Annotated in this window: 25 protein-coding genes; 20 read left to right on the top strand and 5 right to left on the bottom strand. The window is 69.5% G+C overall.

Annotation, left to right across the window (positions count from 1 at the left end):
* Nucleotides 1-14 precede the first annotated feature (14 nt).
* The 11 genes from POL72_RS21710 (at nt 15) to POL72_RS21660 (ending at nt 8,922) form a co-directional block, all read left to right on the top strand.
* Nucleotides 15-380, top strand: coding sequence for a hypothetical protein (locus tag POL72_RS21710; RefSeq protein ID WP_272097416.1), 366 nt, complete (start codon nt 15-17; stop codon nt 378-380).
* Nucleotides 377-811, top strand: coding sequence for a hypothetical protein (locus POL72_RS21705; RefSeq protein WP_272097415.1), 435 nt, complete (start codon nt 377-379; stop codon nt 809-811). The genes POL72_RS21710 and POL72_RS21705 overlap by 4 nt, the downstream gene beginning before the upstream one ends.
* A 31-nt stretch (nt 812-842) precedes the next feature.
* Nucleotides 843-2,534: an AAA family ATPase gene (locus POL72_RS21700; protein ID WP_272097414.1), complete on the top strand. Its 1,692-nt coding sequence runs from the start codon at nt 843-845 to the stop codon at nt 2,532-2,534.
* A gap of 833 nt (nt 2,535-3,367) precedes the next feature.
* Nucleotides 3,368-4,027: a hypothetical protein gene (locus POL72_RS21695; RefSeq protein ID WP_272097413.1), complete on the top strand. Its 660-nt coding sequence runs from the start codon at nt 3,368-3,370 to the stop codon at nt 4,025-4,027.
* Nucleotides 4,024-4,269, top strand: a complete 246-nt coding sequence (locus POL72_RS21690; protein ID WP_272097412.1) for a hypothetical protein — start codon at nt 4,024-4,026, stop codon at nt 4,267-4,269. The genes POL72_RS21695 and POL72_RS21690 overlap by 4 nt, the downstream gene beginning before the upstream one ends.
* Nucleotides 4,270-4,655: 386 nt before the next feature.
* Entirely contained in the window at nt 4,656-4,793 is a 138-nt protein-coding gene (locus tag POL72_RS21685; RefSeq protein WP_272097411.1) for a hypothetical protein, read from the top strand.
* Between the two features lie 245 nt (nt 4,794-5,038).
* Nucleotides 5,039-5,404 carry a hypothetical protein gene (locus tag POL72_RS21680; RefSeq protein WP_272097410.1) on the top strand — a complete coding sequence of 122 codons (366 nt, stop codon included), beginning with the start codon at nt 5,039-5,041 and terminating at the stop codon, nt 5,402-5,404.
* The gene (locus tag POL72_RS21675) at nt 5,395-6,225 is read left to right on the top strand and encodes an HK97 family phage prohead protease (RefSeq protein WP_272097409.1); all 831 of its coding nucleotides are present in this window, start codon (nt 5,395-5,397) and stop codon (nt 6,223-6,225) included. The genes POL72_RS21680 and POL72_RS21675 overlap by 10 nt, the downstream gene beginning before the upstream one ends.
* Before the next feature lie 306 nt (nt 6,226-6,531).
* Complete coding sequence (locus POL72_RS21670; protein WP_272097408.1) at nt 6,532-7,860, top strand: coiled-coil domain-containing protein; 1,329 nt, start codon at nt 6,532-6,534, stop codon at nt 7,858-7,860.
* A 55-nt stretch (nt 7,861-7,915) separates the two neighbouring features.
* Nucleotides 7,916-8,479: a hypothetical protein gene (locus POL72_RS21665; protein WP_272097407.1), complete on the top strand. Its 564-nt coding sequence runs from the start codon at nt 7,916-7,918 to the stop codon at nt 8,477-8,479.
* Nucleotides 8,476-8,922, top strand: coding sequence for a hypothetical protein (locus POL72_RS21660; RefSeq protein WP_272097406.1), 447 nt, complete (start codon nt 8,476-8,478; stop codon nt 8,920-8,922). Before POL72_RS21665 ends, POL72_RS21660 begins: the two co-directional genes overlap by 4 nt.
* A 22-nt stretch (nt 8,923-8,944) precedes the next feature.
* On the opposite strand, the gene POL72_RS21655 is transcribed toward POL72_RS21660, so the two are convergent.
* The 4 genes from POL72_RS21655 to POL72_RS21640 all read right to left on the bottom strand — a co-directional run bounded on the left by POL72_RS21655 (nt 8,945) and on the right by POL72_RS21640 (nt 10,958).
* Nucleotides 8,945-9,145 carry a hypothetical protein gene (locus tag POL72_RS21655; protein ID WP_272097405.1) on the bottom strand — a complete coding sequence of 67 codons (201 nt, stop codon included), beginning with the start codon at nt 9,143-9,145 and terminating at the stop codon, nt 8,945-8,947.
* Nucleotides 9,146-9,231: 86 nt separating this feature from the next.
* Nucleotides 9,232-9,822, bottom strand: a complete 591-nt coding sequence (locus POL72_RS21650) for a Uma2 family endonuclease (protein WP_272097404.1) — start codon at nt 9,820-9,822, stop codon at nt 9,232-9,234.
* A 79-nt stretch (nt 9,823-9,901) separates the two neighbouring features.
* The gene (locus POL72_RS21645) at nt 9,902-10,099 is read right to left on the bottom strand and encodes a hypothetical protein (protein ID WP_272097403.1); all 198 of its coding nucleotides are present in this window, start codon (nt 10,097-10,099) and stop codon (nt 9,902-9,904) included.
* A 241-nt stretch (nt 10,100-10,340) separates the two neighbouring features.
* Entirely contained in the window at nt 10,341-10,958 is a 618-nt protein-coding gene (locus tag POL72_RS21640; protein ID WP_272097402.1) for a hypothetical protein, read from the bottom strand.
* Between the two features lie 486 nt (nt 10,959-11,444).
* On the opposite strand from POL72_RS21640, the gene POL72_RS21635 reads away from it, so the two are divergent.
* The 9 genes from POL72_RS21635 (at nt 11,445) to POL72_RS21595 (ending at nt 18,559) form a co-directional block, all read left to right on the top strand.
* Nucleotides 11,445-12,053 carry a DUF6431 domain-containing protein gene (locus POL72_RS21635; protein WP_272097401.1) on the top strand — a complete coding sequence of 203 codons (609 nt, stop codon included), beginning with the start codon at nt 11,445-11,447 and terminating at the stop codon, nt 12,051-12,053.
* Between the two features lie 126 nt (nt 12,054-12,179).
* Entirely contained in the window at nt 12,180-13,529 is a 1,350-nt protein-coding gene (locus POL72_RS21630; protein WP_272097400.1) for a DDE-type integrase/transposase/recombinase, read from the top strand.
* On the top strand, nt 13,526-14,341 hold the full coding sequence (locus tag POL72_RS21625) for an ExeA family protein (protein ID WP_272097399.1): 816 nt from the start codon (nt 13,526-13,528) through the stop codon (nt 14,339-14,341). The genes POL72_RS21630 and POL72_RS21625 overlap by 4 nt, the downstream gene beginning before the upstream one ends.
* Complete coding sequence (locus POL72_RS21620; RefSeq protein ID WP_272097398.1) at nt 14,338-14,595, top strand: hypothetical protein; 258 nt, start codon at nt 14,338-14,340, stop codon at nt 14,593-14,595. The genes POL72_RS21625 and POL72_RS21620 overlap by 4 nt, the downstream gene beginning before the upstream one ends.
* A gap of 792 nt (nt 14,596-15,387) precedes the next feature.
* Nucleotides 15,388-15,642 (top strand): hypothetical protein, encoded by a 255-nt coding sequence (locus POL72_RS21615; protein WP_272097397.1) that lies wholly within the window; start codon nt 15,388-15,390, stop codon nt 15,640-15,642.
* A 134-nt stretch (nt 15,643-15,776) separates the two neighbouring features.
* Nucleotides 15,777-16,577, top strand: coding sequence for a hypothetical protein (locus POL72_RS21610; protein WP_272097396.1), 801 nt, complete (start codon nt 15,777-15,779; stop codon nt 16,575-16,577).
* A complete protein-coding gene (locus tag POL72_RS21605; protein ID WP_272097395.1) occupies nt 16,574-16,885 on the top strand; it encodes a hypothetical protein in 312 nt (103 codons plus the stop codon). Before POL72_RS21610 ends, POL72_RS21605 begins: the two co-directional genes overlap by 4 nt.
* On the top strand, nt 16,878-17,279 hold the full coding sequence (locus tag POL72_RS21600) for a hypothetical protein (RefSeq protein WP_272097394.1): 402 nt from the start codon (nt 16,878-16,880) through the stop codon (nt 17,277-17,279). Before POL72_RS21605 ends, POL72_RS21600 begins: the two co-directional genes overlap by 8 nt.
* Nucleotides 17,279-18,559 carry a tyrosine-type recombinase/integrase gene (locus POL72_RS21595; protein WP_272097393.1) on the top strand — a complete coding sequence of 427 codons (1,281 nt, stop codon included), beginning with the start codon at nt 17,279-17,281 and terminating at the stop codon, nt 18,557-18,559. The genes POL72_RS21600 and POL72_RS21595 overlap by 1 nt, the downstream gene beginning before the upstream one ends.
* Here the strand turns inward: POL72_RS21595 and POL72_RS21590 are convergent.
* Nucleotides 18,528-19,356, bottom strand: a protein-coding gene (locus POL72_RS21590; RefSeq protein WP_373372220.1) for an IS5 family transposase whose coding sequence is annotated in 2 segments (ribosomal slippage) — nt 18,528-19,001 and nt 19,003-19,356 — 828 coding nt in all. Because the reading frame shifts where the segments join, the coding sequence is not laid out codon by codon here. The genes POL72_RS21595 and POL72_RS21590 overlap by 32 nt on opposite strands.
* Nucleotides 19,357-19,500: the final 144 nt, after the last annotated feature.

The raw sequence follows: 19,500 nt of genomic DNA, 5'->3' as shown, positions 1-19,500 counted from the left end.
GCCGGAGAGGTGCCATGTCGAAGGCCACGGGATCGGATACGCAGACGGGAGCGCATGGCGTTCCCAAGGAACTGGCCGGCTTCCTCGAGCTCTTCCGCGGCGTCGTTCGCGGCATCGTGCGGGAGGAGCTCAAGAGCGCGAAGCACGCGACGGATCGGCGGATCCGGCACGACAGGATCGCGCTCCCCAAGCGCGCTGTCCTGGCCGACATCCGCGCCGGCAAGCTCGCCGCGCGGAAGATCGGCAAGTTCTACTTCGTCGAGCCGGAGGAGCTCGAGCGGTACTACGCCGCGCGCGCGAAGGAGAAGCCCGCACCGGAGGGCGACGATTTCGAGGCCGCCATGCAGCGCGCCGGCCTCCGGAAGGGGGCAAGCCGATGAGCCACGCGAGGAAAGCCCGGCGGGCAGCAGAGCGCGCCGCCCGGAAGGCTGGCGGGCAGCGCGGCGCGGTGCGCACGGTCGACACAGCGGAGCTCGCGCCGGAGCTGCAGCAGGGCTTCCGGGCGATCCGGGCGTACATCGAGCGCACCCCCTCGTTGCCCGACGACCTCGGCTCGTACGTGGCGATGGCATTCGAGGTCACGAACATGCCCGGCGCGACGCGCGTCATGCTGTACCCGCGCGAGGTCGCGATCGTGTGCGCCCTCTTCGAGGGCAAGGCGGAGCTCGCCATCGAACTGGCCGAGCGGCCCACGACGGGTGAGCTGACGATCGTCGCGACCAGCGCGAGCGGCCGCTACGCGATCGGGTCCGGCCAGGTCTTCACCGCGGCGGAAGGCCGGAGCATCACCGCGCCGGGAGGCATCGCTTGACGCCCGCGAGCGTCGGCGCGCGGGGGGGCGCATGAGCGCGGAGCAGGACCGACCCGCAGGGCCGCCCGCGCCGAACCAAGCGCTCCTCGACGTGCTCGACGCCGTCGAGCGCTGGATCGATGCCTCACCCGAGCAGCGACAAGCCGCGGGGGCGCACGCGATCGAGCGCTGGACGCTCCTCGCGAGCGAGCGCGGGATCGTTCGCGGCGCGGCCAACGACAACGCGGCGGACCGTCCAAGGGACGATGCGACCGCGCAACTCCAACGCGCGCGAGAGGCCCTGCTGTCGCGCTGCTCGGAAGGCCTCGACGGCGACACCGGCAAGGATGCTCGCGCCCTCGCGAGGGCGGGCAAGGCGCTCGCAAGGGCGGCGGAGCTCGAGTCGGCGCGGGGGCTCGTCCTCGGCGTTCGCCCGAAGACTGGCACGGCGATCCTCGAGCCGCTCCCCGAGCAGCTCTGGCTCGTGAAGGATCTTCAGTGGTGCGCCGGCCGCCCCGCGATGCTCATCGCCGCGGCGGGGAGCGGCAAGACGATCGTCTGCCAGAGCGCGGCCGTATCCCTCGCCGCTGGGCGCCCGCTGTTCGGGTGGTTCTGGGGGCCGCCCCGCTCGCGGGACGTGCGCGTGCTGCACCTCGACTACGAGCAGGGCGACTACGCGACGCGCCGGCGCTACCAGAAGATCGTGCGCGGGATGGGCCTCAACGCCGAGGAGCTCGAGCGCGTCCAGCGCAACCTGAACCTGCTCTGCTTCCCGCAGATCTACCTGACCTCGAAGAACGCAGAGGCCGAGTTCAAGCGCGCGGTCGACGGCGTGGACCTCTGCATCATCGACTCGCTGCGGGTGGCCTGCCGGGGGCTGGACGAGAACGACAGCGCGATCCGCGACGCGATCGACATCATGACGCGCGTGTCGCAGGCGACCGGCTGCGCGTTCCTGGTGGTTCACCACGCGGGCAAGTCCTCGGGGCAGAAGCGCGACGCGCGGGAGCTCGGCCGGGGCAGCTCGGCCATCTTCGACGCGAGCGGGTCGGTCCTGAACCTGTGCCTCGACGGCGACGGCGACGAGAAGGGCGCCGGGGCTGCGCAGCGCGAGGAGATCGCGATCGACTGCCCGAAGTGCGGCGGGAGCGGCTCTCTTCCGCAGTACGAGAGCGTCGAGGGCGGCGTCTGCTTCGGGTGCAAGGGGCAGGGCAAGGTGTGGCGCTCCGGACCGGCGACGACCAAGCAGAGCGCGCCTGCAGCTGCAGACCCGCGCCGCCGCGTCGAGATGAGCAAGGCGAGCGCCGAGGGCGACGGGATGCGCCTCGAGCCGTTCTACCTACGCTTCGTCGACGTCGCGGAGGGAGACAACCTCCTCGCCGGCGTCCGCGTCGAGTACCGGACCGAGGAGCAGATCAAGGGCCCGCCCGAGCAGCCAGGAGACAAGCTCGAGGCCGTCAAGGCGAAGGTGTTGAAGCTGATCCTGGAGGAGACGCGTGCGGGCCGCCCGATCGCTGGCAAGGTCGTGCTCGCGGAGAAGCTCGGGGGGCGCCGCGCCAACGTGTCGGCCGCCGTCGACGAGCTCATCGCGGAAGGCATCATCCTGGACAAGCCAGAGAAGTCCGGCAGGGGCCCGGGCAAGTCGCGCCTGTGGGCGTACGTGGGGAGCGACGGCGCGGAACCTGGCGAGCGCCGCCAGCCGCCCACCGATGCGCCGACGATCGGCGATCCCTCCGACGTCTGACGTGCTCGACCCGTATCCGCCCGGCGGTTCTCACCGCAGAGGCGACGGTGCCAGAAACGCGGTTTTTGGCCGTGACCAGTGCATATTCGCCAATCGTTTCGCAGGCTTGACGGCGGTCCCAGAGATCAAGTTCGCGTCGCCGCGATGGATCCTCCTGGGCGGCAGCGTCCTCACCGCTCCCCTGCGTGATCCTCGCCGGCTCGGTGGGAGACACGGCCGCCAGGACGTCACCCCAGGGGACGGCTGGCCCGGCCATCACAATGGCATGTCCCGGGGTGTCCCGGGGTGTCCCTGGCCTGTCCGGGACACGTCACCGTTGGCCTGTCCGCCTGTCCCCCCCCTTTAGGGGGACAGGCTATGGGACAGGTCAACGTGGAGCGGGACGGGCCACGTTGAACGGGACAGGCCAAGCCGGGTGGCCGCTCTGTGGGCAGCGGCGAAGGAAGGCAGACGAGCCCACCCCCTCCTACAGTTACAGGGGGATCCAGGCGCAGGGCTCCCGACTTTTCCGCGCAAGGTTTGCGCGATTGCAATCTGGGTGAACAACCAGCACCCCGAGCAGGCCGGCTGATCACCCTCGCCGCCGCGGTTAACAGCCGGTTCACAGGTTCACCAGCGGCCTTCACCAGCGCTCGACGCCTGGTTGATGGTCAACCCGGGCCGGTTGATGCCGTGCCCTGCATGTGAGGGGGCTCCAACAGTGACGGGACCGGACAGGCCCTGGGGGCTCGGTCCTTATCCGAGACCGCTTCGGGCTCGGGATGCGGTAGCAGGCGCGGTAGCACGATCGTCTCAAGTCGTGCTACCGGCAGCGGCGCGTGGTACCATCGAGCGTGCGCACGAGAGCGGCTGTTGACCTCGAGGCCTGGGCGGAAGCACGCGGTGGTGTCCGCGCCGCCGCGCGCGAGATCGGGATCGCGTCGCCCACCCTGAGCCGGTGGATCTCCGGCCAGCGGACGCCGGCGGATGACGGCGAGCTCTCGAAGGCTTGGATCGAGACGCAGACGGGCGTGAAGGCGGCCGGCTGGAACGTGCTCGTCGACCAGGCCGCGCCGCCCTCGCCGCCGCCCGTGAAGGCCTCGACGGGTCGCAGGGCGCCCTCACCATCGCCTCGCCCTCGCCGCCCCCCTTCGCAGCCCTCCAGAGCGCCAGCGGCGACGGCGTCGCCTCCCGAGCTCCCGCCGGCGGAACCGGAGCCTCCCGAGCCGCCCGCGTCGCTCGAGGAGCTCAAGCGCAGGGCGCGCGCCATCCCCGGCGAGATCCGGCGCCTGCGGGGCCGCGTGGAGCGCGGCGACGTCGCGGTGAGCGCTTGTGAGACCATCCGGCGCCTGCTCACCGACGAGCGCGCCGCCGCGATCGCGGCCATCGAGGCGGACGGTACGGCGACCGTGGCGGAGGTCGAGCAGCTGCGGGCGCTGGTGCTCGACGTGACCCGGGGGTGCGAGGGCTGCCGCGCCCGGGTGGCGGCCGCGCTGAAGGAGCGCGCGGCGTGAAGGCGCCCGACTGCTCCGAGGCGGCGCCGACAGCGGCGGAGCTCCGCGCGAGGCTCTTCGCGCTGCCCGGGGAGGTCCGCGCGCTCCGGTTGGCCCTCGCCCGCGGGGAGCTCGCCCCCGAGCTGGCGGACGCGCAAGGGCGCCTGCTGGACGCCGAGGGGCAGGCGATCGCCGCGGCGCTCAGGTGCTGCTCGCCCCCGGGTCGGCTGGCCGACGAGCTGCTGCGCGCGCTCGAGGCGTAGTCCCTCGCCCTCGGCACCGCGCCCGCGCTCCCCCGCCGCGGGCCGCTGCCGGGGCAGGACGGGGCCGCCGTCGAGCCGCTCCTCCTGCCCGCAGGCGTGAGCCCCTCCCGGCGACGCGCGGGACGCCCGTTGGCTTCCTGTGATGCTTCACGTGTGAATGGTTCGTGTGCGAAACATCTCCAGCCCCTATCCGCGGGCCTGACCGAGCCGCCCGCGCTGCGATAGGTCGTGATGAGTCGCTATGAGTCGCGATGTCCTGTCTTGTGAACGTCTTTTCGCGTCATATCAGGCACATCGCTTGAAACGACAATGGGGGCCTATCAGACTCCGCACCTATGAGCATGCGCGGGGTCACTGTCTTCATGGGTGACGCGCTCGAACGGCGCGTGAACGGGCATCGAGTCGACGACGGCAAGATCCGGAGTTTCTCGGACGTCGCGCGCGAGGCGATGGAGAAGGGCCTCGACGCGATGGACCGCGAGCGGCGGAGTCAGGCGCAGGCCGGCGAGCACGCCGCGGCGTGAGAGGAGCGAGAGATCATGTCCACGAAGAGAGCAAAGGCGATCAGCGCGGCCGCGAGACAGCAGCGGAAGCGAGATATCGATCGCGAAGCGGCGCGCACCCCGCGCCAGAAGGCCGAACGGCCGACCGCCCCGCGGAAGCCTCCGAGCTCCGGCGCCGCCGCGAAGCGCACCCCCGCCAAGCGCACGCCCGCCAAGCGGGCCGCACGGGGCGACCGATGAGGACCTGGAAGCCCTTGGTCGGGAGCATGTCGACGCAGCGCGAGGCGGACTCCGAGGTCGACCGCGCCCTCGGCTTGTCGTCGTCCCCGCCGACCTTCGCCGGGTTCGGCCCGCCGGAGCGAGGCATGCGGAAGCTCAGCGCCATGACGCCGACGCAGGCGCGCGCCCGTGCTGCGGCGCGGGCCCTCACGTCGTCTGGCGTGCGCGCGAGCGCCGCGGATCTCGAGGTCGACCGCGCCCTCGGCTCCGGCGTGCTCGGCGTGGAGCCGCCGGCGCCGGCACGAGCTGGCTTCGGTCCCCCCGAGCGCGGCGCCAGGAAGATGCCGAGCATGACGCCGACGCAGGCGCGAACTCGCGCGCTGAGGCGGGAGGCCTCGACGCCATGCCGATGACGGCAGGGAGGCCACGCAGCGGTGAAGGCCCGCTGTTCCGCGCGGCTCAGGTTCGCTCGGTCAACGAAGCCGAGCGGCGGATCTCGGCGGTCGCCTCGACGGAGGCTCTCGACGCCTACGGCACGATCGTCCGCGCGAACTGGGATCTGGCGAGGTTCAACGCCAACCCGGTGCTGCTCTGGGGGAACGACGACAAGGCGCTTCCCGTCGGCCTCTGCGAGAACGTGCGCGTCGAGGGCAAGTCGCTTCTCTTCGACGCCCGCTTCGACGACGCGACCGAGTTCGACCAGCAGGTCTGGGAGAAGTACCGGCGCGGCGTGCTCCGCGGCTTCGCGGTCCGCTTCAACCCGATCGAGCGCAGGACCGTCGAGCACGAGGGCCGGCAGGTCATCGAGTACACGCGCGCCGAGCTCATGGCGATCAGCTGCACGCCGGTCCCGTTCAACCCTCAAGCCCTCCGGCGGTCGGCGGGCGATGTGCAGAAGCACCCTGGAGACACGATGAAGAACAAGACGACCAACGGCGCCGGGCAGTCGACCGTGCGCCTGCTCGTGGACGCCTATCCGCAGATGTTCCCTGGCGAGCTCCGTTCGTGGGCTCTCAAAGAGCCCCTCAGCGTGGTGCAGAGCTTCATCAACGCCGGAGGGCATCAGAGCGGGAGCATCCCGCGGGAGGACGCGGAGAAGATCGATCGCCTCCTCGGCATCCGTCCCGCATCGGACGGCAAGATCGGTTACGGCGACGTCGACCCGATCCGCGGCGTGCGGGTCTTTCACGCGCCGACCCCGGGCGAGCTCCGCGCCCTCGGCGGGAGGTCATGACGATGGATCCGAAGCACGCGAACAGCGGCACGCCGATGCGGCCCGCGAGCGTTCCTGCCCTTTTGCGCATCGCCGCGCTGGCGAGATGCTCTCCCGATCAGCGAGAGGCGCTCGCGCGGGTGTTCGCGCCCCGCGACGCGCGCCCTGTCGTGGCGAGGACCCGCGCCGGCGAGCTCGTGATGTCTCACATCGGACAGGTGCCCGGGGGGGCGACGGTTCTCCCGCGGGCCACGGCCGCGAGGGCGCGCCGGTAGGCGATGGCGTGAACGAGACGGGGCGAGAGCGCCTCGAGGAAGACAGGGGACGATGAGCATTCGATCGATGTTTGGGGCCCTCCTGAACTTGGGGGAGGCGCGGCCGAGCGAGGCGGCCGCGCAGGTGGACCGCGCCCGCGCGGTGCTGGCCGCTGCAGAGCGCGACGCCGCGGAGACGGGTGAGCGCCTGGCCGAGCGGGAGGCGCACGTAGCGAAGGTCGAGGCGGCGTTCGACGAGGACCCGAGCGACGCGAACGGCGCCGCCGTGATCTCGGCGCGGAACTCCCGCGACCTTGCCAAGCTCCAGGCGGACCGGGCAGCGCGCCGCGAGCAGCAGGCCCGCGAAGCCCTCGCCCAGGCCGAGCACGAGGCCGAGAGAGCCCGGCTCGAGGCACAGCTCGCGGAGATCGAGCAGCGCCACCACGCCGCCCTCGAGGCCGAGCGGAGCGCCAGCGCCGCCCGACTCGCCGCGCACCCGGCGCGGGCCGTCCTCGAGGCGATCCGCTCCGCGGAGGAGCGCCAGCGCCACGCGACCGCCGAGCACGCGACCGCCGCCGCCGCCCTCGACGCCAGCGCGGCGGAGCTGGCCGAGCTCGAGGCCAAGGTGATGGCCATCGCGCCAGACCGCGCCGAGGAGCTCCGCGCCCGTGCCGAGCGGCGCACCGGCGAACAGCGAGATGCCCTGGCCGCGCGGGCATCCCTCGCCGCCGCCAAGGTGAGGTTCATGCCGAGCGTCGAGCTCGTCATCGCCGGGGAGGCGCTCATCCGGAAGAGCCTCGCCGACATCGACGCCGCGGTGGAGGACGCCCGCGCCGCTGCGAAGCGCGCGCAGGAGCTCGGGGCCGACATCAAGCCGATCGACGACTTCCACAAGCTCTGCCACGTGCGGCACGCGCAGTTCATCGCGTTGCCCGAGGAGGTAAGAAACTGGAACGGCCACTACCAGGACATCGGGCATCTGGCCGGCATCAGCACGCCTTTCGGTCGCGTCGAGCGCGCGTACCGCTTCCAGCTCGAACAGCCGAAAGAGGCTCGGCGAGATGGCGATGTGTCGGACGCGATGAGTCGGATCTCCGAGATCCTGAACAGCCACACGACAGATGAAGTGCGCGCGGCGGAGAAGGCCCGTTACGAGCGCCAAGAGGCAGAACGCCAAAGGCGCTTTGAGGAAACCTACATCCCGCCTCCGCCCGGCGGTATCGTCGTGAGCTATGAAGGGGGCAAGCAGGTGGTCAAGCCGCGTTACGCGGAAGACGCCAACCACCCGTATTTCACGCGCAGGAGGGACGCGACGGAGCCGCAACCCTCCCTGCTCGAGAGCGCCTCGAGCGCGTTCCGCTCGCTCTTCTCCGCGAACGACGGCGAGCCCCCGGCGGCTTGACCCATGGCAGCCATCGACGCGCGCAGCGCCTCCGCGACGTAAGCACAGGAGCACCATGCCCAACCCGATCGAACAGGCAGACCTCTATGACGTGATCGTCTTGGCGGGCCAGCGCTCGCCGGGGCAGGCGCAGGTGAGCGGCGCCGGCTCGCCGCGGAACTGGGACGAGCGGAAGGGCTACGGGCTCAGCGGTGCCTTCCTCGTGTTCACGGGCGACGGGCTCGCGACGTTCCAGGTGCGGCTGCTCTTCTGGGAGCCGCAGCACTTCGCGCAGTGGGACACGTTCTCGCGGCTCCTTGCGCGCCCGCAGCTCGGCGCGCGCCCCAAGGCGCTCGACTACTACCACCCGTATCACGAGCCGCTCGGCATCAAGTCCGTGGTTGTCGAGGACGTCCTGCAACTCGACCAGATCGAGCCCGGCCTCTGGGCGCAGGACATCAAGTTCAAGCAGTACCGCTCGCCGAAGCCGACCCTTTCGAAGCCCGAGGGCAGCACGGCGCAGCTGAACGAGCCGAAGGCCCAGGACGAGTTCGATCAGAGCATGGTGTATCTCGAAGGGCAGATAACGAATCCGACCGACAGCGTCGTGACGATAATTGGAAAGGTGTTCGGTCGATGAACACCATTGAAGCGCACGAAGCGGACGTGTTACGCGCTCGGCTCACGCTGGAGACCGCGGAGCGCGCGCTGCTCGAGGCCTGCACGAGGCTGGCCGCTGCTGAGGCGTCGCTCGGCGCTGCGCGTGGGGCCGACGTACCCGCCGCCCGAGATGCTCGGGACCTCGCCGCAGCGAAGGCAGCCGCGGCCAAGCGCTGGGAGCACGAGGCTCGCGCCGCCCTCGCCGCTGCGGAGGTGGAGCGAGTGCGCGGTGGGCTCGAGGCGCAGCTCGTCGAGGTCGGACGCCTCGAGACATCGGCTCGCCGCCGCGTGGACGGTGGCCAGAAGGAGCAGGACGCCGCCCGCATCGTCCTGCAGAGCGCGGTCCGAATCCGCGAGACCCTCGAGGCACAGCTCGCCGCGCTCGCCCTTCCCCCTGCCGTTCGTCTCACCGACCTGAACTGAACTCCGGGCGAGCCCGCAGCGCTCATCGACGCAGGGCCACGACGACGACCGCCAGGGCGAGCCCGAGCGCGTGCACGAGCGGGTCCGGTGGCTCGATGCTCGCGACGTCAGGGCGCGGGTCGGAGACGGTCATCTCGACGCCGTGACGCGGAGAGACGGGGCTCGCTGTCACGCCGGGGTAGGGCGGATCAAGGATCTCTGCGTCCTGGGGTGGGAGGATCATGCAGCGAAGCTACCACGACGCAGCGCCGCTCCTCACCCTCGCCGCGGTCGAAGCGCCCGTGCCATCGCGCTGGCGAGAGCGGCCGCCTACCTCGCCCAGAGGACCGAGAGGTCGAGCTCGATGGCCTCGAAGGGCTCGACGCGAACCCGTGCGGCATCGCGGTGGACGACCGCAGGTCCCCAGCGGCGATCCGCGCCGAGCACGTACACCTCCAGCGTCCTTTTGACAGGGTCGACCAGCCACGCGTGCCGCACGCCCTCGCGCGCGTAGATCGGCATCTTCTCGTCGCGGTCGACGTCCTCCGTCGAAGGGCTCAGGACCTCGCAGATCCAGTCCGGGGCGAGCGCGAAGTAGGCCGTCTCGGGCAGCTCGGGCATGCGCTCGATCCGCCAGCCGGCAAGGTCGGGCACGAGCGCGTCGATCTCGCCCGGCGCGTGCGGGTCGGGAAAGTGCAGTTCCGGCTCGACCAAGATGGTCCAGCCGCCGGGCCCACCGCGGCCGCGGTCGAACGGGCCGAAGAGCTCCCCCTGCAGCGCGCTCTCCGCCCTGGAATGCCGCGGCGCCGGCCGGGGCATGACGTGGAGCACGCCCCCGATGAGCTCCGCCACCTTGTTCGGCGGGACGGCTTCAAGGTCGGCGTACGTCGCGCGGCGCTGCTTCTCGGCGGGCTGGCCCATGGGCGAAGCCTGCCCGGGCTCGGATGGCGAGGCAAGGCGGCTGCGGGCAGCACACCACGCCGCGCGTCGGCCGGGGCGCTCATCGGCGAAGGGCCACGACGGTGAGCGCCAAGGCAAGCCCGAGCGCGTGCACGTGCGGGTCGGGCGGCTCGATGCTGGCAACCTCGGGGTACGAGTCCAAGGTGATCGCCTCAACGCCCCGCATGGGCGGCGTCATGCCGGCGCTGCCGGGGTACGGGGGATGGACGATTTCGGCATCACGGGGCGGGTGGAGCATGCCGGGAAGCTATCAGGACGTAGCGACGGAGTTCACCGGCAACGAGACGCGCTCACCCTGTCTCGCTGCGCATCGCGCCGCCGGGCCGCTCGAAGCTCCCAGAGACCTTCGAGCCGGTGCTCAAGGATATCTGCGCTCAGGTCGAGATCGCCATGGGCGGCGCCGCCGGCGAGGGCTGGCCCTCGCCCGGCCCTCAGAGATCAGCTCAATGGCCTCGCAGCCCGACGTGGCATCACCGGACTCATTCTCGGGCAAACCCATCAAGACCAAGGAAACAGACCCTGCCTTGATGATAAAACCTGAATCTCTTCCCGACCGCTCCGATTCTATGAGAGTCGGTGGCCTTCACGACACGCCTCACGTTGCCCCGGCTGAAGAACTTCTCGCGAGAAGACACCCAGTCCAACGCATCTTTACTCAGCGACCGGACGTCTTGAAGCTGCGAATATAGCCGCTTCACGCTACCCTCATCGTCGAGCGAACCGACGATACCCGCCTCGCCAATCGCGTCTACCAGTGCTTGTGCTTGCAACACCGAACGTTCGATCCGGTCGGGCGACGCCTCCGGCTCCCACCATTCAAGGCCAGCGATGTGCTCGATCCGGTAGTCTGGCTTGTGTCGACCTGACGCCGGATCAAATACGTATTCCTTGAATTCAACCGCGGTGCTTGGCCCTGCCGCGGCCGTCTGCCTGCGCACCATCTCTTCTGCGAGCTCGGGCACGAGTCGCTGAAACTGCGCGCGCAGTTCTTGGAGCCTTGTCGCACGACGCCGAAGCTCTTGAAGGCTGGCCAAAAGCTCCCGTGGCTGGCTCCGGAGAGCGTCGAGCTGACGGGCCATTGCATCTTCGCGGAGCATGAATCCACGCACATCCTCGTACGCCTCGATCCAATGGCCGGCGCAGACATGACCAATCGCCACCTGTTACTGAGCACCGTCGTTGATGCCGATGATGCGCTTGTCGAGCCAGCTCTTTGATGGCGGGGCGGCCGGCTCACCGCAGCGCACCATCGCCGAGGCGGATCATGGTCGATGGCGACGTTGTCCGGGGGCAGCAAGCTGCCAGGACCTTCTCCGGCGATGCATTGCGCCGCGTTCGATCAAATTCTCAGCGTAGCTCCTCCTGAGCACGATCGCGTCGGTCGAATGCGGGTGCACAGGAAAAGAGGGAGCGCGCATTCCCTTCGTCTCCCGAAAATTACCAGCACGACTCCTCGCCCGTCCGCGTCACGAACGGGGTAGGTCAGCGACAGGAGCGGAGCATCGGCGCGGCGCGGGCCACAAAATAGGCGACGGGAGGAGCTCGTTTGGCCGCGTGCCCCCTCCCGTCGTGCTCCGAATCGCTTGAAAGAGCGGAGCCCTCAACAGATCGTCCATCTGGACCTCGATGTCAAAGGCTGGCTCGCTTCACCGCCCACCGTAGATCGCGCGCGGCCAGCCCGCTGCCCGCGTTGCGGTGCCGCGGCTTGCCCGCTGGGGGGCGGGTTGGGGCTGTGGGGTCACGGCTCGCGGTCCCGGCAGGTACGCGGGCCGCTGGCTGCCGGCGAGCGCGGCGGGCTCGTCACGATCGAGGTGCGCCGTTATCGATGCCGCCGCTGCGGCGCGACGATCACGGTCGTACCGCGGGGCGTCGCACCGCGACGGCACTTCGCCGCGACGGCGATCGGTCTGGCCCTGCTGCTCGTCGGCATCGCCAGTGCAGCGCTCATCGAGGTGCGGCGGCGTGTCAGCCCCTGGTCTGCCAGCTTCGATGCCGACAGCTGGGCGACCGTGCGGCGCTGGTTACGCGCCATCGACCAGGGGCGCCTCTTTCCGTCAGTCCGCCCCAGTCCCCTTGCTGCTTCGCTGCGGCAGCGGGCCGAGCGGGCCGCGATGACGCTCGTCGCGATGGCGCCTTTTGCGGCCGAGGTCCTCGAGGCCGCCGTCATGGCCGGCGCCGCGCGAGCTGCGTGATGGCGAGCGGCCCGCTTCTCGGGCTCATGTCGGGCTCCACCCGGCTGGATCCTCGGTCGGCGGAGCGCCTTGCGCTTGGATGGCTGTGCGGCCGGTGCGGTGTCACCGGTCCGGAAAGGACACGACGTGCAAGACCCCCTCAAGCCGAAGGACCACGCGGAAGCGGTAGCGCTCTATCGCAGTGAGATCATCGGCTCGCTCATGCACCGCGAGCTCGACCGGGGAGAGCTCGCCGAAGCGCTCGCCGACCTGAGCAAACAGCGGTTTCGCCCACCGCGCGCCCATTCTCCGCGCACTTACTCGGTCCCCACGCTCGAGCGTTGGTACTACGCGTACAAGACCGAAGGTCTCGAAGGCTTGCGTCCCAAGCCCCGCAAGGACAAGGGACGGGCGCGCGAGCTCACCCCCGAGCAACGGCAGATGCTGCTCGACATTCGAGAAGAGCACCCGAGCGCCTCGGTCTCGCTCATCCTCGACACGCTGATCGCGGCGGGCCGGATCGACAAGGAGGCCATCTCCGCCACCACGGTGCGACGCCTGTACGCCGAACACCGCCTTGATCGCGTCGCGCTGCGCGATCGCACGGGCGGCAAGGTGCGGTTGCGCTGGCAGGCCGAGCACCCCGGCGCTCTGTGGCACGGCGACGTGTGTCATGTGTCACCGATCCTCGTTGGCGGCAGCGTGGCGCCGGTGCGGATCCACGCGCTGCTCGACGACGCCTCCCGGTACATCCTCGCGATCGAGGCGATGAGCGCCGAGCGGGAGGTCGACATGCTGGCGCTCTTCATCCGAGCACTGCGCAAACATGGCGCTCCCGACGCCCTCTACCTGGATAACGGCTCGACCTACCGCGGGCACACCTTGCACCTGGCGTGTGAGCGACTCGGCACTACCCTGATCCACGCCCGTCCGTACGACGCCCCCGCGCGCGGCAAGATGGAGCGCTTCTGGAGGACGTTGCGAGAGAGGTGCGTGGACTTCACCGGAGCGCTCGGCTCGCTGCACGACCTCAACGTCCGGCTCTACGCCTGGGTCGACGAGCACTACCACCGCACACCGCACGCGGCGCTCTTCGGCAAATCCCCCGCGCAGGTGTACGAGGGGTATCCCCACGTCACCGACAACCTCGACGAGCGGAAGCTCCGCGACGCGCTCACGACCCAGGCCCGTCGGCGCGTCCGACGCGACAGCACGCTCTCGATGGATGGAGAGGATTGGGAGACCGATCTCGGCTTCCTCGCCGGCCACCTCGTCACGGTGTCGCGGTGCCTCGTCACGCCGAACGAGCCGCCCTGGATCGAACACGAGGGCAAACGCTTCGCCCTGCACCGGGTCGATCCGGTGAAGAACGCCCGTCGCCCGCGGCCGGCCTGCAACCTTGATGTCGCGCACGAGGCGCGGGTGCCCTTCGACCCGCCGAAAACGCTTCTGGACAAGGCTCTCGGACGAACGCCCCGCGATGGCGAGGAGGAATGACCATGGACTTTTGTAGCTACTTCAGCTTCACCGCAGAGCCATTTTCAAAGGAGGTCGAAGACGGCGAGCTCTGGCTCCCTCCGTCCAAGCAGGCGATACTCGAGATGCTCATCGAAGCGGTGCACGCCAGAAAGAGCGTGCTCCTCGCTGGTGACCCAGGCGTTGGCAAGACGTGTCTCCTCCGCGCGCTCCGTCATGCCCTTTCGCCGCAGACGTTTCGCTTGACCTACTGCGCCAACGTGACGCTTGGACGCCGGGACTTCTATCGCCAGCTCTGTCTGGCGCTCGGTCTCGCGCGCTGCAGCACCGCTGGAGACGTCTTCTACGCGGTCAGCACGCACGTCGAGGAACTCGCGAAGGAACGAGTATTTCCGGTCTTCGTCCTCGATGAGGCCCATCTACTTCATCAGGATACACTCGATCATCTTCACATACTCCTTAATTACGCCTGGGATAGCCGCGCATTGCTTTCGCTCGTGTTGCTTGGCTTGCCCGAGCTCGGCGAGCGGCTCCGCGTGCGCCGCAATCGCTCCCTGTATTCGCGCCTCCATTACCGATTGACCATCGATCCGCTCACGCCGGACGATACGGCCGACTATCTGCGTGTACGTCTCAACCGAGTCGGCTGCGCGAAAGAGCTCTTCACCACCGACGCGATCGCGATGCTGCACGAGGCGGCCGCCGGCAGCCTGCGCGACACCGACCGACTCGCCACGGCCGCTCTTCGAGCCGCTGCGCGCAAGAAGCGCAAGCTCGTCGAGCGCGATGTCTTCAGCCGCATCCTGCAACTGGACGCAGAGGAGCCCGGATGAACCCCGCCCCCCTGGCCGAGGGGGACACGCGGCGCGGTGACGTCGAGGGCAGCGCAGTCGCCGCCCTCGTCGTTTCCCTCGCGCTCGCCCGCGACGCGCTCACCGCGCCCTACCCGAGCGACCCGGATCCGCTTTGCCCTCGCCTCTACGCCGTCGACGTCGTGCTCCACTACCTCGATCGGCTCGACCACGCTCTCGCTCGCTACCACGCCGTCCTCGACGGCGATGACCGCCTCCCCCTCCACACCGACTGAACGCACCGGCGCTCTGCGACCACCGCAGTCACCCCGGTGCCTCGCCTCGCTGCAATCGCGGTGAGCGGAGATCCGGGTCGACGATGGCCATCACGGAGCCGGATCTTCCGGCCATCAAGCAGCCTGCTCGGTAACACCACCACGCTGCCGCAGAGCGTCCTTACGATGACTCCGTCGAAATGAGCAGTGTGGTCTGGGAAGCTGCACACCACCTTTTTCTTTGAGTCCTTGGTGTCGTACTTAGCTAGTATTCCGTCCTGTCGAGCCCAGTGTCGGTCCTTGGACACGACGACGCCGTATTCAGCAAACTGGAGCTCTGCGCGAAGCAGCGGGACGCGTCGCGCTCTAACGACCGCTGATATCTCTGCTCCACTGTCGAGAAGAGAGACACACTTCTCGCACATCTTTTCTGACTTGCTTGTTTCTTCGGTGTGCTGCGAAACGAGGATACTGCTGCTGTGCATCCAATCTCCATCTGACAAGCCCGGCCTGCGGGCTCGTCACCAGGGCTCTTTTCTGCCCCCGACGGGGTCTTGACTCGAGCGAGCGGCAGTGTCGACGTCGATTTGATTTTTTTCTTGAAAACCATCGGCGTCTATGCATCTGACCCTCGGTCGGGTACCACAGGCGACATGTCGCACTTTGGCGCCGAGTTCATTAAGAGCCGCCGATGATCGACGCATCGATCCTGTCGTGCCGCGTCGCGCACCTCAGAGCAGGGTTCCTCCCGAATCGCCACGCCCGAGGCGCAGTCGGGTTGACCGATTGCACGACGTTGCACAACATTGTGCAGTGGCAACCCTGAACGTCCCGATGAGCGACGAGCTCCGCGAGGCGGTGCGCAAGCTCCGCCCGAAGCTGGGCGCGCGCTCGGATGCCGCCGCGGTGCGGATCTCGGTGGCGCGGCTCTGCCGCGAGCACGGGGTCGCGGTCCGCGGCTCCGACGAGCACCCAGACCCTGACGATCAACCCGACGCGCTGGAGGCCTCGCTGCCGGAGCCGTCGAAAGGAGGGAAACGCGCGGCGCGACCGCCGACGAAGGAATAAGCCCCCGAAGTAGAGCGGGCCGTCCGGGAGCTTGGACCCTTCCGGACGGCCCTGATCGACCCCTGAGTCAGCAGGAGACGACCATGAGCCGTGTAACGCATTCCGAGAAGCGAGCAAAGATTTCCACTTCGAGCATGAAATCGTCGAGCTCGAAGCCGCGGCACCGAGGAGCCAACGAGGCGACCAAGCCGCGGCGGCAGAGTTCGAAGCGCCCCGCGGGCAAGCCCGGTCCGGCGTCGCCCGGCAAGGCGACGTCCGAGCCGTCGAAGTACGCTCGCGGCGCGTCCCCCGCAGACCGCGCGACGGTGCACGGGACGATCAACGAGGCGCTGCGGCAGCTGATCAAGCGCATCGCGCGTCGGCCGTGGGCTGACTTCGCGACGCAGGGCCCGGCGTGGCTCGCCCTCCTCGTGCTGGACGCGCTCGTGCTCGTGCTCGAGCGCAGGGGCGCGGACGCAAACCCCGAGGACATGATCATGTGGCTCGAGAAGCCCAATGCGGTGTTCTCGATGTTCGGCGGGCAGCCGGTCACGCCCGCGCGGTCGGCCCCGCCGGCGCCCGCGACAGCGCCGCCCTCGCCGCCATCCCCGCCCGCGAGGAAGGACGTCCGCGATCCCGCCGACCCGCACCTGCGCACGCTCGGCATCGAGTTCCACGCCTGCGCCGACGAGCTCGGGAAGGCGTCGATCGCGGACATGATGTCGCTGCTGTTCGTCGGGGATGACGACCCGACCTTGGCCATTCAGGACGGCATACGGCGAGAAGTGAACCTCATCAGGTACGCGCTTCAAAGTGAAGAGGACGTCGACACGGAAGCGGTGGGCATGGCCCTGTGGCAGATCGAAGCGCGCCTGATCGTCGCCCGGGAGCTCTACTGCCGCATGCGCGAGTCCATCAAGGACGAGCGCGCGCAGAGCGAAGGGGGCCGCTCGTGAGCCGCGACAAGGACAAGCCCATCCGAGCCCAGTACGACGCCCTCGCGCAGGCGAGGGCGCTCGGCCGGCGTGCGTGCCCTCTCGCGTATAGCCGCCGGGGCACACCCGAGGCCGCCGCGCTCCAGTTCATCGCATCGGCCCTCGTGCATGCCGAGTTCGCCCTCCGCCAAGCGCACAGGGAGGCTCGCGAACTCCGCTGCGTCCACGTGGGCGGCGGGCGTGTGGAGCTCGTTCACGGTCCGGCGCCGGCGCCGGTCATCTCGATCGCGCCGTACCTCGCCGCGAAGAGAGGAGGCGCACGTGGGTAGCTCGCACATCCCCTCGAGCACCCTGATCCCGCCCGACGCGCTCGAGGCGTTCGGCCACGCCGTTGCGCGCCTCGCCGCGGAGATCGCCGCGCCCCTCGCCGTCCGCCTCCTGCAGGAGCACGCGGCCGCACCGGCAGCGCGCCCTGAGCCGCTGGTCGACGTGCACGGCCTCGCCGCGGCCCTCGGGGTCTCGACGACGACGGTGCACCGCATGCAGAAGCAGGGCTGCCCCGTCGAGTACTACGGCGACGACCCGCGCTTCGACGTGGCGGCGGTGCGGGCCTGGGCTCGCGCCCGCGGGAAGGCGAGCGTGGCGCCGCCTCGGAAGGCGCGCGCCGTCCGGGAGACACCGATCCCGGGCGTGACCCTCAAGACCCGCAAGAGGAGGGTCTGATGGCGACGAAGACGAAGGACCAGCCGGTGAAGCTCCCCCGCGGCAACGTGGAGGAGCGCGGCGGCTCGTGGTCGCTGCGCGTCCGGCTCGGCGGCGAGCGGAAGCGCATCCCGCTCGGCTCCGGGATGAGCGAGGCGAAGGCGCGCGAGAAGGCCGACGCGTGGCTCGAGCGCATGGCGCGCGAGGGCTACGGCGTCGACGCGCCTCCAGCGAAGCGCGAGGGCGTGACGGTGCGCGAGCACTTCGCCGCGTGGATTTCGGGGGCGCTCCTGCGCGAGCACGGGCCGGTCAACGGGCTGCGCGAGAAGGCTTCCGCGGACGTCGATGGCTGGCGCGCGGCCAAGTACATCTACCCCGCGATCGGGGACAAGCTCGTGCACGAGGTGACCGAGCAGGACATCGATCGCGTGATGGCGCGCGTGCCGCGCGAGCGTCGCGAGAAGACGCACCTGCAGCTCTACTCGCTCCTGCGGCGCGGGTTCGATCTCGCCGTGATGCCCGCGCGGCTCCGGAAGGACAACCCGGTCACGCGCTACCACCGCCCGCCGAAGGGGACGGCGAAGCTCTTCGCCTACCTCCTGCCGTCGGAGGTGCTCGCGCTGCTCGCGTGCGTGGAGATCCCGATCGGGCGCCGCGTGCTGTACGCGCTCGCCGTCTACACGGGCCTGCGGAAGTCGAGCCTGATGGCCCTGAAGTGGAAGGACGTCGACATCACCCACGCCATGCTCGCCGCCCTCATCACCAAGAACGGCGTGCCGCAGCTCTTCGAGATCCCCGCTGGTCTGGTCAACGTGCTGCGCGCCTGGCGCGCGCGGTGCGGCGACCCGGCCGATGATGAGCGCGTCGTGCAGGATGTCGAGTGCGTGGAGACGCGCGAGGCCGAGCAGCTGCGCGAGGATCTGCGCGCCGCCGGGGTGACGCGCGCTGTGCTCTTCTCGAAGGAGAAGAACGTCGCCCAGATACGCTTCCACGATCTGCGCGCCACGTTCGTCACGTGGGCGAAGCGCGCGGGGAAGACCGAGGGGTGGATCTCGGACCGCACGGGCCACCTTGATCGTGCGCAGCTGGACCGTTACACGCGCGCCGCCCGCACGCTGGCGGACCTCCGGATCGAGCCCTTCCCCGACATCACCAGCGCGATCCCCGAGCTCGCGCCGGCGGCGGCGGATGGGCCCGCCGGCCCCTTGACGGAGGGGGGCGGGACGCCCGAAGGTGGACCCACGGGACGGACCCACGGGCACTTAGAGCCTATCCCAGTAGGCCGGCTGCACGCCAGGTGATGACCCCGCAGGCGAGGTGCAGAAGGGCGAGGTAGGTGTCCGCACGCTTCGACCACCGGATGAGGATTCCCCGAAAGCGGTTCATCCAGCTATGGGAACGCTCGACGACCCATCGGCGGGCTCTGCGGCCTGCCTCCTTCTTGATCTCGCGCGCCTCCTCACCGCGCGGGCGGATGTGTGCCGTGAACCCGAACTCCTTCAGCAGCGCCGGTACTTCAGCGTAATCGTACCCTTTGTCCAGACACATGCCCTGCGGCTTGCGCCCGCTGGGATGCGGGCGTTCGACCGGGATGCTCTCGATGGTCTCGCGCGCCATCTTGAAGTCGTTGCGATTGGCTCCGGCCACGGCGACGCCCACGGGGACGCCCGACGCCTCTGTCAGCAAGCTGCGCTTGGCGCCCCTCTTGGCGCGATCGGTGGGGTTGGGCCCGGTTTTTTTCCCCGCCGAGCGGGGCCTTGCTCATCGCCCCGTCCATCGCCAACCAGCTCCAGTCGATGCCGATGAACTCATCGTACGCCAGCAGCCCGCGGCGCCAGAACTCCCGAAACGCGCCCGCCTCGATCCACTCGATGAATCGTCGATGCGCTGAGGAATGGCTGCAGATACCGGTCGCATCGAGCGCCCCCCATTGGCAGCCCGTCCGGAGGACGAAGAAGATGGCGTCCATGGCCACGCGATCGGGCACGCGCGGGTTATGGCAACCGAGCGGGTGCGCCTTGCGCGGCGGCAGTAAGGGTTCCATCTCTGTCCAGATGGCGTCGGGCAACCTCCAGCCATCATCCTTGAACTGCTTCATCTGCCGCGGCTGCCGCGTCACGTGCCAATGTCAAGACGTCTGGCCAGGACCTCCGCATGTTCCTGAACATAGTCTCCCAAGATCCCAGGTGCTCCCTACTGGGATAGGTTCTTAGCCGCCGCGATCGGTGGGTACCGATCCTCG

Origin of the sequence: Sorangium aterium, from assembly GCF_028368935.1 — a bacterium.
Classification (GTDB): domain Bacteria; phylum Myxococcota_A; class Polyangia; order Polyangiales; family Polyangiaceae; genus Sorangium; species Sorangium atrum.
The sequence above is the reverse complement of the archived record's forward strand: the minus strand, read 5'-3'. Positions and strand labels throughout refer to the sequence as shown.